Origin of the sequence: Actinoplanes flavus, assembly GCF_017592555.1 — a bacterium.
Lineage (GTDB): Bacteria > Actinomycetota > Actinomycetes > Mycobacteriales > Micromonosporaceae > Actinoplanes > Actinoplanes flavus.
Map to the genome: position 1 here is coordinate 205,440 of NZ_JAGFNS010000007.1, position 13,800 is coordinate 219,239.

The window sequence follows — 13,800 nt, forward strand, 5'->3', positions numbered from 1 at the left end:
CGAAGGCGACGACCGCGACGAGGACCAGGCTCAAGGCGACGTGCCCGTCGTCGATGAGGTGCCGTTCGTCGGCGACTGGTTCCGGCCGGAGCGCGGGCCCGCCCAGCCGGCACGCGACTCCGACCAGTGGGGCGCCGACCGCCCCGACCTGGAAGCACTCGGCACCGAATCCGGCGACGCTGAGGGCGGTGGCTCGGCCGGGCCCACCGATCTGGTCGGGGGCGGTCGGGTCTCCCCACCCGCCCGGCTCTCCAGCACGGACGTACCAGAACGCCGCCCCGCCCACCGGGACGGCGACGAGCTCCCGGACCGGGACGCCGACGCCGCCACTTCCGCGGCGGGCGCCGTCCGTACTTCTGCGGCGGGCGCCGTCCGTACTTCTGCGGCGGGCGCTGCCCCCACTTCCGCGGCGGGCACTGCCCCTACACCTGCGGCGGGCGTCGTCCGCCCCTCCGCGGCGGACGCTGTCCCCACTTCTGCGGCGGAGGCTGTCCCCACTTCTGCGGCGGAGGCTGTCCCCACTTCTGCGGCGGGCGTCGTCCGCACTTCTGCGGCGGAGGCCGTCTCCGAACGCTCCGAGGTGACGGGCCATCCGGTCATCGAGTCGGCCTCCGGCACGGGCGACTTCGGTGAGCGGGCGACCGCGGCTGTACCGGCTACCGGCGGACGGACCAAAGCCGCCGCTGGCCCGCGGTCCGGTGCGAGCCCGGCCGCGATGACCACCGGGGACCGGAACGGCAAGGCGAGCCTCGCCGGAACCGCGGCGGCGCCCGATTCCGCGGCATCCAGGCGCGCGGTCGGCACGGCGGCCCCGGCCAAGAAGGCGGAGCGTAAAACAGCCGGGGCCAGGAGCAGTCTCGCCAAAGGCGCTGCTGTCGGTAAGGCAACCGCTGCCAAGACGGTGGGCACGACGGCGAAGGAAAGGGCGACCGGAGCCAAGCCGGGCGACGGCAAGAAGGCGAGTGCCGGCGCTCCGCGAGCAGCCGGCGCCGCGACGGCAGCAGCCCCGAAGAAGACGGTCGCCAAGGCTGCGGCCGAGTCCGTCGGCAAGAAGACGGCCGGAGCAGCCAAGACAATCGGAACCAAGTCCGCCGGGACAGCGACGGCCAAGAAGGCGGGCGCCGCTAAGGCCGCTCCGGCCAGGGGCGGATCGGCTGCCGAGGCGACCGCGGCAAAGGCCGCCAAGGCCACGAAGAAGGCCACAGCCGTCAAGGTCACCCCCGCCAAGCAGCCACCGGCAAAGGCCACTGCCGCGAAGAGCACGGCCACAAAAGCCACCGTGGCGAAGTCAGCCGCCAAGAAGTCCACCGTGGCGAAGTCGGCAGGCACCAAAGCCACAGCAGCAAAGGCCACTGCGGTGAAGACGGTTGGTGCGAAGGCCGGGGCGGTGAAGGCTGGCGCCAAGGCTGCTGCGGTGAAGGCTGGCGCCAAGGCTGCTGCGGTGAAGGCTGGCGCCAAGGCCACTGCGGTGAAGGCGGTTGGTGTGAAGGCTGCTGCGGCCAAGGCTGGCGCCAAGGCCACTGCGGTGAAGGCGGTTGGTGCGAAGGCTGCAGCGGCCAAGGCTGGCGCTAAGGCTGCTGCGGTGAAGGCTGGCGCTAAGGCTGCTGCGGTGAAGGCTGGTGCTAAGGCCACGCCGGTGAAGGCGGTTGGCGCGAAGGCAACGGCAGCCAAGGCCGCCGGCGCCAAGGCCACCGCGGCAAAAGTTGGTGCGAGGGCTACCGGGGCGAAGGCGGCTGGTGCTAAAGCCACCGCAGCCAAAGCTGGTGCAAAGGCCACCGCGGTGAAGGCTGGGGCAAAGGCCGCTGTGGCAAAGGCAGTCGGTTCCAAGGCCACCGGAGCAAAGGCGATCGGTGCCAAAACTGCTGCGGCCAAAGCGGCTGGTGCTACGGCCGCTGGGACCAGATCGGCCGGGGCGAAAGCTCCTGCGGCTAAGACCACGGGGACGAAACGAGCCGCTGGAGCGAAAGTCACCGGGTCCCAGGCGACGGGTACCAGGACAGCGGCAGGCACCAAAGCCAGCGGGGCGAGGGCAGCTGGGGCGAAGGCCGCTCCGGCCAAGTCGACGGCCGTCAAGTCAACGGCGGTCAAGTCGACAGCTGCCAAGTCAACGGCGGTCAAGTCGACAGCGCCCAAGTCAACGGCAGTCAAGTCGACGGCAGTCAAGTCAACGGCAGTCAAGTCAACAGCGCCCAAGTCAACGGCAGTCAAGTCGACGGCAGTCAAGTCAACGGCGCCCAAGTCGACGGCAGTCAAGTCGACGTCTGCCAAAGCGGCCGCGACCAAAGCTGGTGCGGGCAGAGCGGCTAAGACTGTCGGGTCTACCGGCGCCAAGGCGTCGGTTACCAAGGCCACCGCCGCCAACGGGAGGGCGGTCAAGTCGGCAGCCGGTAGGGTGACAGCCGCGAAGGCTACCTCTGCTGGAACCAGGACGGCCGCCGTCAAGGCACCGGCGACCAAGACCGGCCGGGCCAAAACCACGGGTGGTTCGGCTGGAGGAAGTCCGACGGCGCCGGGTCGGACGGGCGCCTCCCGAACCACCAAGGCGGCCACGGCGACCCGAACGGCAGCGACCAACGCGGCGCGCAACGGCATCGGCGCGACGACACCAGCCAAAAAGACGGCGAGCAAGGCGACCAAGACCAGTGCGGTGAAGGCGACGGCAGGTAGGGCGGCCAAAGCTACCGCGGCTAAGACGACGGCGGGTAAGGCCGCTGGTACGACTGGCCCCGGGAGGTCGACGGTCACCAAGACCGCGGCTGCGAAGGCGTCGGCGAGCGGAGCGGCGACGGCTCGGACAGCTGGTACCAGGGCCGCCGCCGGGAATTCTGGGGCACGATCCGCGACTGGCGGAGCGATGATGGCAAGTCGCTCCACCGGTGCGAAGGCTGCGACCGCGAAGGCTGACAAGGGAACCAACCAATCTGGTACGACCGGGACGGGCCGAGCCACCGGGAACGCGGCCAAGGCGACACGGGTGTCCCGCGCTTCCGGGGCCAACGCGGTGGCGAGCGGTGCCCCAGGTGGTGCCCGGAGTGCTCGTAACACCGCCAAGACCGAACCGGCGACAGCCTCGCGAGCGGCCACTCGCCGCCGGTGAGCGAAACGCGGGCCATGCCGATCGGCGTGGCCCGCGCTGTCCCGGCCTTCCGTGCGCCCGCGATGGGCCAGGCAGCCGCGCATTGTGGTTGATCTTGCCCAGCTGGCCGTGGGTGTTGTCTCGGAGCGCTCGAAACTGCCCCCACAACCAACTGGGGTTGATCGGCTGGTTCTTGGTGCGGTTTGAGCGGTGTTGCGGCGTCCCTCACGGCCGGCTGGAGTTGATCGCCTGGTTCTCGGTGCTGTTTCGGCGGTGTTGGGGCGGCGCTCACGGCCGGCTGGAGTTGATCGGCTGCGGTTCGGTGGTGTGGGAGAGCGCTGACGGTCGGCTGGGCGAGATCGGCTGTTGATGCGGACAGTTCGCTGTGAATGTGGTGGGGGCGCCTTCTGGGAAGGGACGGGTGCTTCGGGCGGGGGTGTCGCGGGTGGGCGAGCGGGGGTATGACTGGGCGGGGCTTCGTTGCGGGGAGTGGTGGAGCCGGGCTTGAAGGACGCCGGCCTGATAGGAATGTCGCGTGCCGATCAAAGTGGTGGTGGCTCCGCAGATCGACTTCTCGGGGCTGCGGCGGGAGCTGGGGTTGCCGGGTGAGTTCTCGGCGGCTGTGCTGTCCGAGGCTGAGGAGAGCGCGCGGGTCACGTCGCTGCCGGAGGTGGATCGGACCGGGGTCGAGTTCGTGACTCTCGATCCGGCCTCGTCCCGGGATCTCGACCAGGCGGTTCATCTGAGCCGGCGGGCCGGGGGCGGCTATCGGGTGCGGTATGCGATCGCCGATGTGGCGGCGTACGTGCGGCCCGGTGGGGTGCTGGAGGCGGAGAGCTGGGCTCGGGGGCAGACCGTCTATCTGCCGGACGGGCGGATTCCGTTGCATCCGCCGGTGCTCAGTGAGGGCGCGGTGAGCCTGCTGCCGGACGGGGACCGGGCGGCCGTGGTCTGGACGATCGACCTGGACGGTGACGGGGAGACGGTCGCGGTCGAGGTGGAGCGGGGCCGGGTTCGCAGCCGCGCCAAACTGGACTATGAGACGGTGCAGCGGCAGATCGGCGCGGGCACCGTGCCGGAGCCGCTGGCGTTGCTGCCGGAGATCGGTGGGCTGCTGGCCCGGCGGGCCGCTGAGCGGGGCGCGGTGAATCTGCCACTGCCCGCGCAGGAGGTCGAGCGGGACGGCGACGGCTGGCGGCTGGTGCTGCGGGCGCCGTTGCCGGTCGAGGAGCACAACGCGCAGATCTCGCTGCTCACCGGTATGGCCGCGGCCCGGATCATGCTGGCCGGTGGGATCGGGCTGTTGCGTACCATGCCGGCGCCGAAACCGGAGGCCGTGCGGACGTTGCGGGCCGCCGCCGAGCCGCTCGGTGTGACGTGGCCGGCCGGCGCCTCGGTGGGTGCGGTGGTCGCGTCGGTGGACCCGTCCGGCCCGCGCGGGGCCGCCTTCCTGGATCAGGCCGCCGATCTGCTGCGCGGGGCCGCCTACACCGCCTTCGGCGCTGACACGCCGTCGGCGCCCGGCGCGCGGGCCGAGGCCGGAGACGGTGGGCCGGGACTGCCCGCGGAGACCGGGCACGGCGGGGTGGGCGCGCCGTACGCGCATGTCACGGCGCCGTTGCGGCGGCTCGCGGATCGGTACGCCACGGAGATCTGTCTCGCGCTGCACGCCGGACGGCCCGTCCCGGACTGGGCGATGGAGGCTCTGCCCCGGCTGCCGAAGGCGATGTCGTCCACGGACCGGGTCGCCTCGGCGGCCGACCGGGGCGCGATCGACCTGGCCGAGGCGGTTCTGCTGGCGGGCCGGGTCGGGGAGGTGTTCGAGGCGGCGGTCCTGGACCGGGACGAGCCGTCCGGCAAGCGGCCGGCCGGCGGCACGATCGCGCTGGACGATCCGGCGGTTCGGGCCAAGTGCCTGGGTGACCTGCCGCTGGGCAGCCGGATCGAGGTCCGGCTCACCGCGGCCGACCCCGCCACCCGCACGGTCCGTTTCGAGCGCGCGTGACCGATGGCCCCGCGGTGAGCCGGCCGGGCGCGGCGGAGCCTCCGGGGACAGGACGGGGTCCGTGGCTGGGAAGCGCCGCGGACCCCGTACCGGAGATGGGTTTGATCTAGAAGGTGTGCTCCGCGGCCGGGAACTCGCCGCCGCGGACCTCGGCGGCGAATTGTCGCGTGGCCTCGGTCAGGGCGCCGGCCAGGTCGGCGTAGCGTTTGACGAAGCGCGGCGCCTTGCCGGTGCGGAGGCCGGCCATGTCCTGCCAGACCAGCACCTGGGCGTCGGTGTCGGGGCCGGCGCCGATGCCGACCGTGGGGATCGGCAGTTCCTTGGTGACCTGCTTGGCGACGTCGCCGGGGACCATCTCCAGGACCACGGCGAAGGCGCCCGCGTCGGCGACCGCGCGGGCGTCGGAGAGGACTTCGGCGCCCTCGTTCTCCCGGCCCTGGACGCGGTAGCCGCCGATGGCGTGCTCGCGCTGCGGGGTGAAGCCGATGTGTGCCATCACCGGGATGCCGGCGCCGGTGATCGCCTCGATCTGCGGTGCCATCCGGCGGCCGCCCTCGAGTTTGACGGCGTGGCAGCCGCCCTCCTTCATGAACCGGACGGCGGTGCGCAGGGCCTGGGTGGGGCCCTCCTCGTAGCTGCCGAACGGCAGGTCGCCGACGATCAGTGCGGTCTTCGTGGCCCGGACGACGGCGCGGACCAGCGGCAACAGTTCGTCGACGGTGACCGGGACGGTGGTTTCGTACCCGTAGACGTTGTTGGCCGCCGAGTCACCGACGAGCAGCACCGGTACGCCGGACTGGTCGAAGATCTGCGCGGTGTACATGTCGTAGGACGTGAGCATCGGCCAGCGGTCGCCGCGGACCTTGGCGTTGAGCAGGTCGCGGGTGCGGACCCGGCGGGTGGGCGGGCCGCCGTACAGGGTCGGAATCTCCGACATCGTTCAACTCCTCCCTCGAGGCCGCGCGGATGCGGTCCCCGGGTCCGCCCATCCTCGCACTTCAGCTGCCTTCGCGAAAAGAATTGGTGATCGGGAGGCGACGATCACGGCCGAACGCCTTCCCGGAGATCTTGGTGCCCGGGGCGGACTGGCGCCGCTTGTACTCCGCGAGGTCGATCATGCGGAGCGTCCGGTCGACCAGTGCCGGGTCGTTGCCGGCCGCGATCAGCTCGTCGCGGCCCAGGTCGCGGTCCACGTACCCCTTGATGATCGGGTCGAGGATCTCGTAGTCGGGCAGCGAGTCGGAGTCCTTCTGGCCGGGCCGCAGCTCGGCGCTCGGCGCCTTGGTGATCGAGTTCTCCGGGATCGGAGGCGTGCCGGGCTGAGTGTTCCGCCACCGTGCGAGCTGCCACACCATGGTCTTCGGCACATCCTTGAGCGGATTGAACCCGCCGACCGAATCGCCGTAGAGGGTCGAGTAGCCGACCGCCAGCTCGCTCTTGTTGCCGGTGGTCAGGACCAGGTGGCCCTCCTGGTTGGAGAGCGCCATCAGGATCACGCCGCGGACCCGGGCCTGGAGGTTCTCCACCGCGAGGCCGGAGAGCGACATGTTCGCCAGGAAGCCGTCGACCATCGCCTGGATGGGCTCGGTGCGGTAGTCGAGGCCGGTGCGTTTGGCGAGATCGGCGGCGTCGTCCCGGGAATGGTCCGACGAATAGCCGCTGGGCAGGGAGACGCCGACCACCCGCTCCGGGCCGAGGGCGTCGACGGCGATGGCGGCGACCACCGCGGAGTCGATGCCGCCGGACAGGCCGAGGATCACCGAGCGGAAACGGTTCTTGTTCACGTAGTCGCGCAGGCCCAGCACCAGGGCGGACCAGATCTCGGCCGCGTCGTCGATCCGGCCGGCGATGCCGCCGCTGCGACGTTCGGCGGAGATGTCCGTCCGGAGGGCGATCTCCCGGCGGGAGATCCTCATCCCGTCGCCGTGCTCCGGGGCCGGCGGCCCGTCAGCCGCCCGCGGAAGGTCCAGGTCGTGGACCAACAGCTCCTCGACGAACTGACCGGTACGGGCGAGCAGCTCCCCCTCCGCGGACACGATCATCGAGTCGCCGTCGAAGACCAGCTCGTCCTGCCCGCCGACCATGTTCACGAACGCGACCGTGGCGCCCGCCTCGACCGCCCGCCGCTGGACCAGCGCGAGGCGGACGTCGTCCTTGTTCAGCTCGTACGGCGAGGCGTTGATGTTGACGACCAGCCCGACGCGGGCCCGCCGTGCCGCGGTGAACGGCCCGCCGGCCTGCCAGATGTCCTCGCAGACGGTGAGCGCCACGTCCACCCCGCCGAGCCGGACCACGGTGAGGGTGTCGCCGGGTTCGAAATACCGGTCCTCGTCGAAGACGCCGTAGTTGGGCAGGTGGTGCTTGTAGTAGGTGGCCACCACCTCGCCGCGGTGCAGCAGGGCGGACGCGTCCCGCCGGCCGGCGCCGGGCTCGGCGTCGGAGCTGATCGCGGCCGGGCCGTCGGCGTCCACGTAACCGACCACGACGGCCACCTCGCCCAGCCCGTCGGCCGCGAGATCGGCGGCCAGCGATCGCAGCGCCCGCCGGGAGGCCTCCACGAACGAGTTGCGGAACACCAGATCCTCGATGGGATAGCCGGTCAGCATCATCTCCGGGAACGCCACCAGGTGCGCGCCGGCGCCGGCCGCCTCCCGTGTCCAGCGGCGCACCGCGGCCGCGTTGCCGGAGACGTCACCGACTGTCGAGTTCACCTGTGCGAGGGCGATGCGCAGCGTGGGCATGCCCCTCATTCTTCCCTGGAGAACCGGTGATCCGATCCTGACCCGGGCCGACGTCACAGGGCGCGCGCAGCGTAGTCTCACCTCGATAGGTAGACATCCGGCCGAGGGGTGGCAGTGGACCGACAGCAGGAGTTCGTGCTTCGCACGCTCGAGGAGCGCGACATCCGTTTCGTCCGGCTCTGGTTCACCGATGTGCTGGGCACGCTGAAGAGCGTCTCGGTGGCTCCCGCCGAGCTCGAGTCCGCCTTCGAGGAGGGCATCGGCATCGACGGCTCGGCGATCGAGGGCTTCGCCCGGGTCTACGAGTCCGACATGATCGCCATGCCGGATCCCACCACGTTCCAGGTCTTCCCGTTCGAGGGCGGCTCCAGCGGTGAGAGCGCCCGGATGTTCTGCGACATCCTCATGCCGGACGGCAGCGCCGCCTGGGCCGACCCGCGCCACGTGCTGCGCCGCGCCCTGGCCAAGGCCGCCGAGAAGGGCTTCACCTTCTACACCCACCCCGAGGTCGAGTTCTTCCTGATCCAGGACGGGGCGAACGACGGCTCGGTGCCGATCCCGGTGGACAGCGGCGGCTACTTCGACCACACCACCCACGCGGTGGCCCGCGACTTCCGCCGCCAGGCCGTGCTGGCCCTGGAGCGGATCGGCATCTCGGTCGAGTTCAGCCACCACGAGGTCGCGCCCGGCCAGCAGGAGATCGATCTCCGGTACGCGGACGCCCTCACCACGGCCGACAACATCATGACGTTCCGGCACGTGGTCAAGGAGGTGGCGCTGTCGCAGGGCGTCAAGGCCACCTTCATGCCGAAGCCGTACACCGATCAGCCCGGCTCCGGCATGCACACCCACCTGTCGTTGATGGAGGGCGAGCGCAACGCCTTCTTCGACAGCGAGGACCCGCAGCGACTGTCCAAGACGGCGCGCGCGTTCATCGCCGGTCTGCTGGTGCACGCCCGCGAGTACACGGCCATCACCAACCAGTGGGTGAACTCCTACAAGCGGCTCTTCCCGCTCCAGCTGCCGGACCGGATCACCGAGTCCCCGGCGTTCGTGAGCTGGGGCCACCTGAACCGGTCGGCGCTGGTCCGGGTGCCGGCGTTCGGCAAGCCCAGCTCGGCCCGGGTCGAGGTGCGGTCGATCGACTCCGCGGCGAACCCGTACCTGGCCTTCGCGGTCATGCTCGGCGCCGGCCTCAAGGGCATCGAGGAGGGGTACGAACTTCCGCCCGGCGCCGAGGACGACGTCTGGTCGCTGTCGCCGGCCGAGCGCAAGGCCGCCGGCTACGAGGCCCTCCCGGAGAACCTGTCCGAGGCGATCGACGTGATGGCCGGCTCGGAGCTGGTCGCCGAGGTGCTCGGCGAGCACGTCTTCGACTTCTTCCTGCGCAACAAGCGTCAGGAGTGGGAGCAGTTCCGCCGCGAGGTCACGCCGTACGAGCGTCAGCGGTACCTGGGCGCCCTCTGAGCCTACGGAACGAGAGAAGGGCCGGGAGTGTGCGCTCCCGGCCCTTCTCCGTAGGCGCCAGACGGCGGCGGTGTCCGAGCCGCCGCCGTCTGGCTGGTGCAGCCGCCGGGCGCAGGGTGGGGGCGACCCATGACCGGCAACTGACCGGTAAAGGCACCCGGTGGACCGCCCGTTCCCCAGATCCGGTCCACCGGGTGCCGGCTCATTCGCGGCGTGGCTCCGTGCCGCCGCGTGTCCTCGGCCGGTTCGGCGGCCTCCGGTCGCCGTGCCAGGAGGTGGGGCGGGTGTCGACCGAGCCGCTGTGCCGGGTGCCGGCCGAACCGCTGGGCCGGATGCCGCAGAACCCCTCCACCCGGTCACGGTCCTTCTCGCCGGCCTGCCGGATCAGTTCGCGGAAGCGCTCGTCGTCCAGCGCCCGGCGGCGGTGCTCCCGGTTCCGGCCGCTGAACTCGCGGCAGAGGTCGGCGACCCGGCCGGGGCCGGCGCTCGGCGAGCCGGACGACCGGGGGCGGACCGACAGGGACGGCGTGGGCGACGGGGACGGCGGGGACGGCGACGGCTTCGGCTCGGGGGTGGCGCTCGGTGAGACGGACGCCGCCGGGGCGCCGACCGGGCCGGGAAGGGTTCCGGTGTTCGCGGCCAGGGCGACCCCGCCGACCGTCGCGGTCGTCGCGAAGGCGGCCGCCGCCACCTTGACGGTGAGCAGCTTCGACAACGTCGACCAGAGGATGGGGAATCTGCGGGTGTGCCGGGCGGAGGACGCGGCGGCCGCGCGGAACGCGGCCACGGCGGCGGCCTCACCGGTCAGCTCCCGCGCGGTGGCGGGGGCCTTCGCGGCGGCCAGCACCCGGTCCAGGGGCAGCCCGGTCCGGTCGCCGCGCAGCATGCTGTCCGCGGTCGTCCGGTCCATCGGGGTCCACTCCTCGTCGCTGGTCATCTCATCTCCTTCAGCGCCGCGGCCGCCGAAGTCGTCACAGCGGGTTTCCAGGAGGGGGGCCGGGGCGGCTCGGGTGGGTGCCGTGGGTCCCGCTGGGCGAGCTTGGCGGCGAGCTGGCGCAGCCCCCGGTACGCGGCGGTCCGGACCGTCCCGGCCCGGCGCCCGAGGATCCGGCCGGTGCTCGTGGCGTCCAGGCCGACGACCACCCGCAGCATCACCGCCTCGGCCATCTCCGGCGGCAGCGACGCGATCAGGGCCACCGCGTCCTCGGTGGTGACCAGCTCCAGGGCCCGGTCGGCGGTGTCGTCGCCGGCGCTCATCTCGGCCAGGAACTCGACCGGGACACCGGCTTGCGGCCGGCGGCGCTGGGCCCGCAGCAGATCCATGGCCCGGTGCCGGGCGATCGTCGCGGTCCAGCCCCGGAACCCGTCCCAGTCGCCGGAGAACGTCCGCAGGTCCCGGGCGATCTGCAACCACGACTCGGAGGCGACGTCCTCGGCGTCGTCGCCGACCAGTACCCGGAGGTAGCGCACCAGCGCCGGTTGCTGGGCCCGGTAGAGCCGGCGGAACGCCTCGTCGTCGCCGGCTTGCGCCGCGGCGACGACGGCGTCGAGGTCCTCCGATGCCACCATCCAAAGACCTCCGAGCCTCTCGTCGGCCACACCCCGGCATGCGGCCTCCTCTGGTACAGCGCCTCCTGACCGAAAAACGTCACCACCATGATCGATCCGGCCGATCGACGGGGTAGAGCCGCTCCGATACGGTCTGGGTCGACGATTTCGCGACAAGGGAGTTTGCCGTGCTGGAGGAACTGCTCGAGGGCGCCGGGCGCAGCATAGTGTTCGGGCTGACCGGTATCGGGTTGATGGCGGTCGGGTTCGTGCTGATCGATGTGCTCACGCCGGGCAAGTTGCGCGACCTGATCTGGGTGGAGAAGAACCCGAACGCCGCCCTGCTGCTGGCCTCGAATCAGCTCGGCATCGCCGCCATCGTGTTCACCTCGATCTTCACCACGTGGGATTCGTTCGGTGAGGGGCTGGCCTCGACCGCGCTGTTCGGCCTGGTCGGCATCGGCATCATGGGCCTGGCCTTCCTGGTGCTGGACTGGCTGACCCCGGGCAAGCTGGGCGAGGTCATCTGCACCCAGGAGAGGCACCCGGGGGCGCTGGTCAGCGCCGCGTCGCACTTCGGCGCCGCGGTCATCGTCTGCGCCTGCATCGCCTGACCTAGCTCGCGTTGCGGCCGAAGTCTCCGATGGCTTCGGCCATGCCCAGACGACGGATCCGGGGCAGATCCTCGGCGATCGCCCCGGCCGCCATGATCAGTGGGATGGCGGCCAGCTGCGCCACCGCGACCAGGTGGCCGAGCGGCGTCACCGCGAGCACCAGCACCGCCCCGGCCACCCGGTGCCACACCCCGGAGAGCCGCAGCAGCCGCAGGAAGGCGGCGTGCCCCAGCAGGTAGAGGGCCACGCCGCCGCTCAGCGCGAAGGCCGGGCCCCAGTGCAGCGGCTCGAACGCGTGCCCCACCGTCTTCTTGATGCCGACCGCCGTGACCACGATGCCGAGCAGCATCGGCACGTGCCCGTAGCCCCAGGCGTTCAGCGCCAGCCGGGCCCGGCGCAGCGGGTCGGACATGCCGGCCAGCACGTGCTCGGCCCGCTTGTCGTCGCCCGCGAAGTAGCACCACCACAGGTAGTAGGCGATGCCCAGGCCGAGGACCGCGACCAGGATCGCGCCGCCGTCCAGGTGCACCTCCCGGAAGCCCAGCCCGATCGCGATGATCGACTCACCGATCGCGATGATCATGACGAGGCTGTGCCGTTCGGCGAAGTGGCCCGCGGAGATCGAGTGCATCTCGGCCGGGTGCACGTAGCCCGCGGTGATCTGCACCAGCGGCGCGGCGATCCAGCACAGGTGCCGCCACGGCTCCGGCAACAGGCCGCCGGCCAGCACCAGGGCGGCGGCCAGCAGGTTGAGCGGGCCGAGCGTGCGCATCATCCGGACGGCCGCCGGGCCGGCGTGCAGGAACAGCACCGAGTGGACCACGTTCACCAGCAGGTAGCTGACCCCGAAGATCCAGCCGTACGCCCCGAACGCCTCCGGGATCGCCAGCGCCATCACCAGGAACCCGGCCATCCCGGCGAGCAGCAGGGTGCGCCGGGTGGTGGTGGTCGGCGCCACCGCGTTGGTGAGCCAGGCGTATCCCGAGTACATCCACCAGACGACGGTCAGGATCAGGGTGGCGTCGATCAGACCGCGCGGTGACAGGTCGTGGGCGAGCGCGTCGGCGAGCTGGGTGACGGTGAAGACGAAGACCAGATCGAAGAACAGCTCCAATGTGGAGACGCGAATGCCGGCGGAGTCGCTCGTCGTCATGCCGGGAGCCTAGGCGAGAACTGTTTCTGTCGTACCCCCGCTCTAGCGTGCGAGGGGTGAACCGAACGGATCGGCTGTACGCGCTCGTCGAGGAGCTGCGGGCGGTGGCGCCCCGCCCGCGCAGCGCCCGCTGGCTGGCCGAGCGCTTCGAGGTGAGCGTGCGCACGGTGGAGCGCGACATCTCGGCCCTCCAACAGTCCGGCACCCCGGTCTACGCCGAGACCGGCCGCACCGGCGGCTACTGCCTGGACCGCTCGCACACGCTGCCCCCGGTCAATCTGACCCCGGAGGAGGCGGTCGCCATGGCCCTCGCCCTGCGCTCGATGGGCGGGAGCCCGTTCCGGCAGCCCGCGGCCAGCGCGCTGCGCAAACTGGTCGCCGCCATGCGGCCGGCGGACGTGGCGGCCGCGCGCGCCCTGGCCGGGCGGATCCACCTGGCCGGTGATCCGCCGCCGACCCCGGTGCCACGGCTGGCCGGCCGGGCCGTCGGGGTGGACCGGGTCCTCCGGATCGGCTATGCCGACCGCCACGGCGTGGTGACCGAGCGGGAGGTCGAGCCGCTCGGCTACGCCGGGATCGGCGACCGCTGGTATCTGATCGCCTGGTGCCGGCTGCGGGACGCGGTGCGGGTGTTCCGGCCCGACCGGATCACCACGGCGACACCGACACGGGAGGCGGTGCGGCACCGGCCACTCAGCGAGACCGGCCTGGACATCCCGCACCACCTCTCCCCGTTCAGCCTGACCGGCGACCTCAGCCCGCGGGCGGGGTGAAGACCTGGAACTGGTTGCCCGACGGGTCGAGCACGTGGGCGAGGGTCAGCCCGTCCGCCGTGGTGCGCTTCACCAGCACCTTGCCGCCGGCCGCCTCGGCCTGCCGGCAGGTGGCCTCGGTGTCGGCCACCACCACCGAGAAGACCGCGTGGTTCGGGCCCCCGCCGGTCGCGAGACCGCCCTGCAGGCCGCCCTCACCCGGCGTGGTGATGATCCGGTAGGCGGCGCCGGCCGTCTCGTCGTCGGCGAAGCTCCATCCGAACAGTTCGCCGTAGAACCGCTCGGCCGCCTCCGGCTGGTCGGTGCCGATCTGGAACCAGCCGATCTGGTTGACTGCCGTCATCTGTCTGCTCCCTCGTGGTCGGTTGACTCCAGAACCACTCTGGTGAAGCGTCACGACAGCGTCCTGTCGGTGTTTCCGCG

11 protein-coding genes are annotated in these 13,800 nt (G+C 71.6%); 4 read left to right on the forward strand and 7 right to left on the reverse strand.

Annotated elements, in window-relative coordinates; translation table 11 throughout:
* Nucleotides 1-30: 30 nt before the first annotated feature.
* Nucleotides 31-3,180, reverse strand: coding sequence for a pentapeptide repeat-containing protein (locus J5X75_RS46385; protein ID WP_372450870.1), 3,150 nt, complete (start codon nt 3,178-3,180; stop codon nt 31-33).
* Between the two features lie 431 nt (nt 3,181-3,611).
* Here J5X75_RS46385 and J5X75_RS12955 point away from each other — a divergent pair, with 431 nt between their 5' ends.
* Nucleotides 3,612-5,081, forward strand: a complete 1,470-nt coding sequence (locus J5X75_RS12955) for an RNB domain-containing ribonuclease (RefSeq protein ID WP_208467589.1) — start codon at nt 3,612-3,614, stop codon at nt 5,079-5,081.
* Nucleotides 5,082-5,187: 106 nt separating this feature from the next.
* On the opposite strand, the gene panB is transcribed toward J5X75_RS12955, so the two are convergent.
* Both panB and J5X75_RS12965 read right to left on the reverse strand, forming a co-directional pair.
* On the reverse strand, nt 5,188-6,018 hold the full coding sequence (panB, locus tag J5X75_RS12960; RefSeq protein ID WP_208467590.1) for a 3-methyl-2-oxobutanoate hydroxymethyltransferase: 831 nt from the start codon (nt 6,016-6,018) through the stop codon (nt 5,188-5,190).
* Nucleotides 6,019-6,079: 61 nt separating this feature from the next.
* Nucleotides 6,080-7,822: an NAD+ synthase gene (locus J5X75_RS12965; protein WP_208467591.1), complete on the reverse strand. Its 1,743-nt coding sequence runs from the start codon at nt 7,820-7,822 to the stop codon at nt 6,080-6,082.
* A 114-nt stretch (nt 7,823-7,936) separates the two neighbouring features.
* On the opposite strand from J5X75_RS12965, the gene glnA reads away from it, so the two are divergent.
* The gene (gene glnA, locus J5X75_RS12970) at nt 7,937-9,289 is read left to right on the forward strand and encodes a type I glutamate--ammonia ligase (RefSeq protein WP_208467592.1); all 1,353 of its coding nucleotides are present in this window, start codon (nt 7,937-7,939) and stop codon (nt 9,287-9,289) included.
* Between the two features lie 202 nt (nt 9,290-9,491).
* On the opposite strand, the gene J5X75_RS12975 is transcribed toward glnA, so the two are convergent.
* Both J5X75_RS12975 and J5X75_RS12980 read right to left on the reverse strand, forming a co-directional pair.
* Nucleotides 9,492-10,226, reverse strand: a complete 735-nt coding sequence (locus J5X75_RS12975; RefSeq protein WP_208467593.1) for a hypothetical protein — start codon at nt 10,224-10,226, stop codon at nt 9,492-9,494.
* On the reverse strand, nt 10,223-10,858 hold the full coding sequence (locus J5X75_RS12980) for an RNA polymerase sigma factor (RefSeq protein ID WP_208467594.1): 636 nt from the start codon (nt 10,856-10,858) through the stop codon (nt 10,223-10,225). The genes J5X75_RS12975 and J5X75_RS12980 overlap by 4 nt, the downstream gene beginning before the upstream one ends.
* A gap of 167 nt (nt 10,859-11,025) precedes the next feature.
* Between J5X75_RS12980 and J5X75_RS12985 the strand changes: the two genes are divergently transcribed.
* Complete coding sequence (locus J5X75_RS12985; protein ID WP_208467595.1) at nt 11,026-11,451, forward strand: DUF350 domain-containing protein; 426 nt, start codon at nt 11,026-11,028, stop codon at nt 11,449-11,451.
* Nucleotide 11,452: 1 nt separating this feature from the next.
* On the opposite strand, the gene J5X75_RS12990 is transcribed toward J5X75_RS12985, so the two are convergent.
* Nucleotides 11,453-12,604 carry a low temperature requirement protein A gene (locus tag J5X75_RS12990; protein ID WP_208467596.1) on the reverse strand — a complete coding sequence of 384 codons (1,152 nt, stop codon included), beginning with the start codon at nt 12,602-12,604 and terminating at the stop codon, nt 11,453-11,455.
* Nucleotides 12,605-12,660: 56 nt separating this feature from the next.
* Here J5X75_RS12990 and J5X75_RS12995 point away from each other — a divergent pair, with 56 nt between their 5' ends.
* Entirely contained in the window at nt 12,661-13,377 is a 717-nt protein-coding gene (locus J5X75_RS12995; protein WP_208467597.1) for a helix-turn-helix transcriptional regulator, read from the forward strand.
* On the opposite strand, the gene J5X75_RS13000 is transcribed toward J5X75_RS12995, so the two are convergent.
* Nucleotides 13,358-13,720, reverse strand: a complete 363-nt coding sequence (locus J5X75_RS13000) for a VOC family protein (RefSeq protein ID WP_208467598.1) — start codon at nt 13,718-13,720, stop codon at nt 13,358-13,360. The genes J5X75_RS12995 and J5X75_RS13000 overlap by 20 nt on opposite strands.
* Nucleotides 13,721-13,800: the final 80 nt, after the last annotated feature.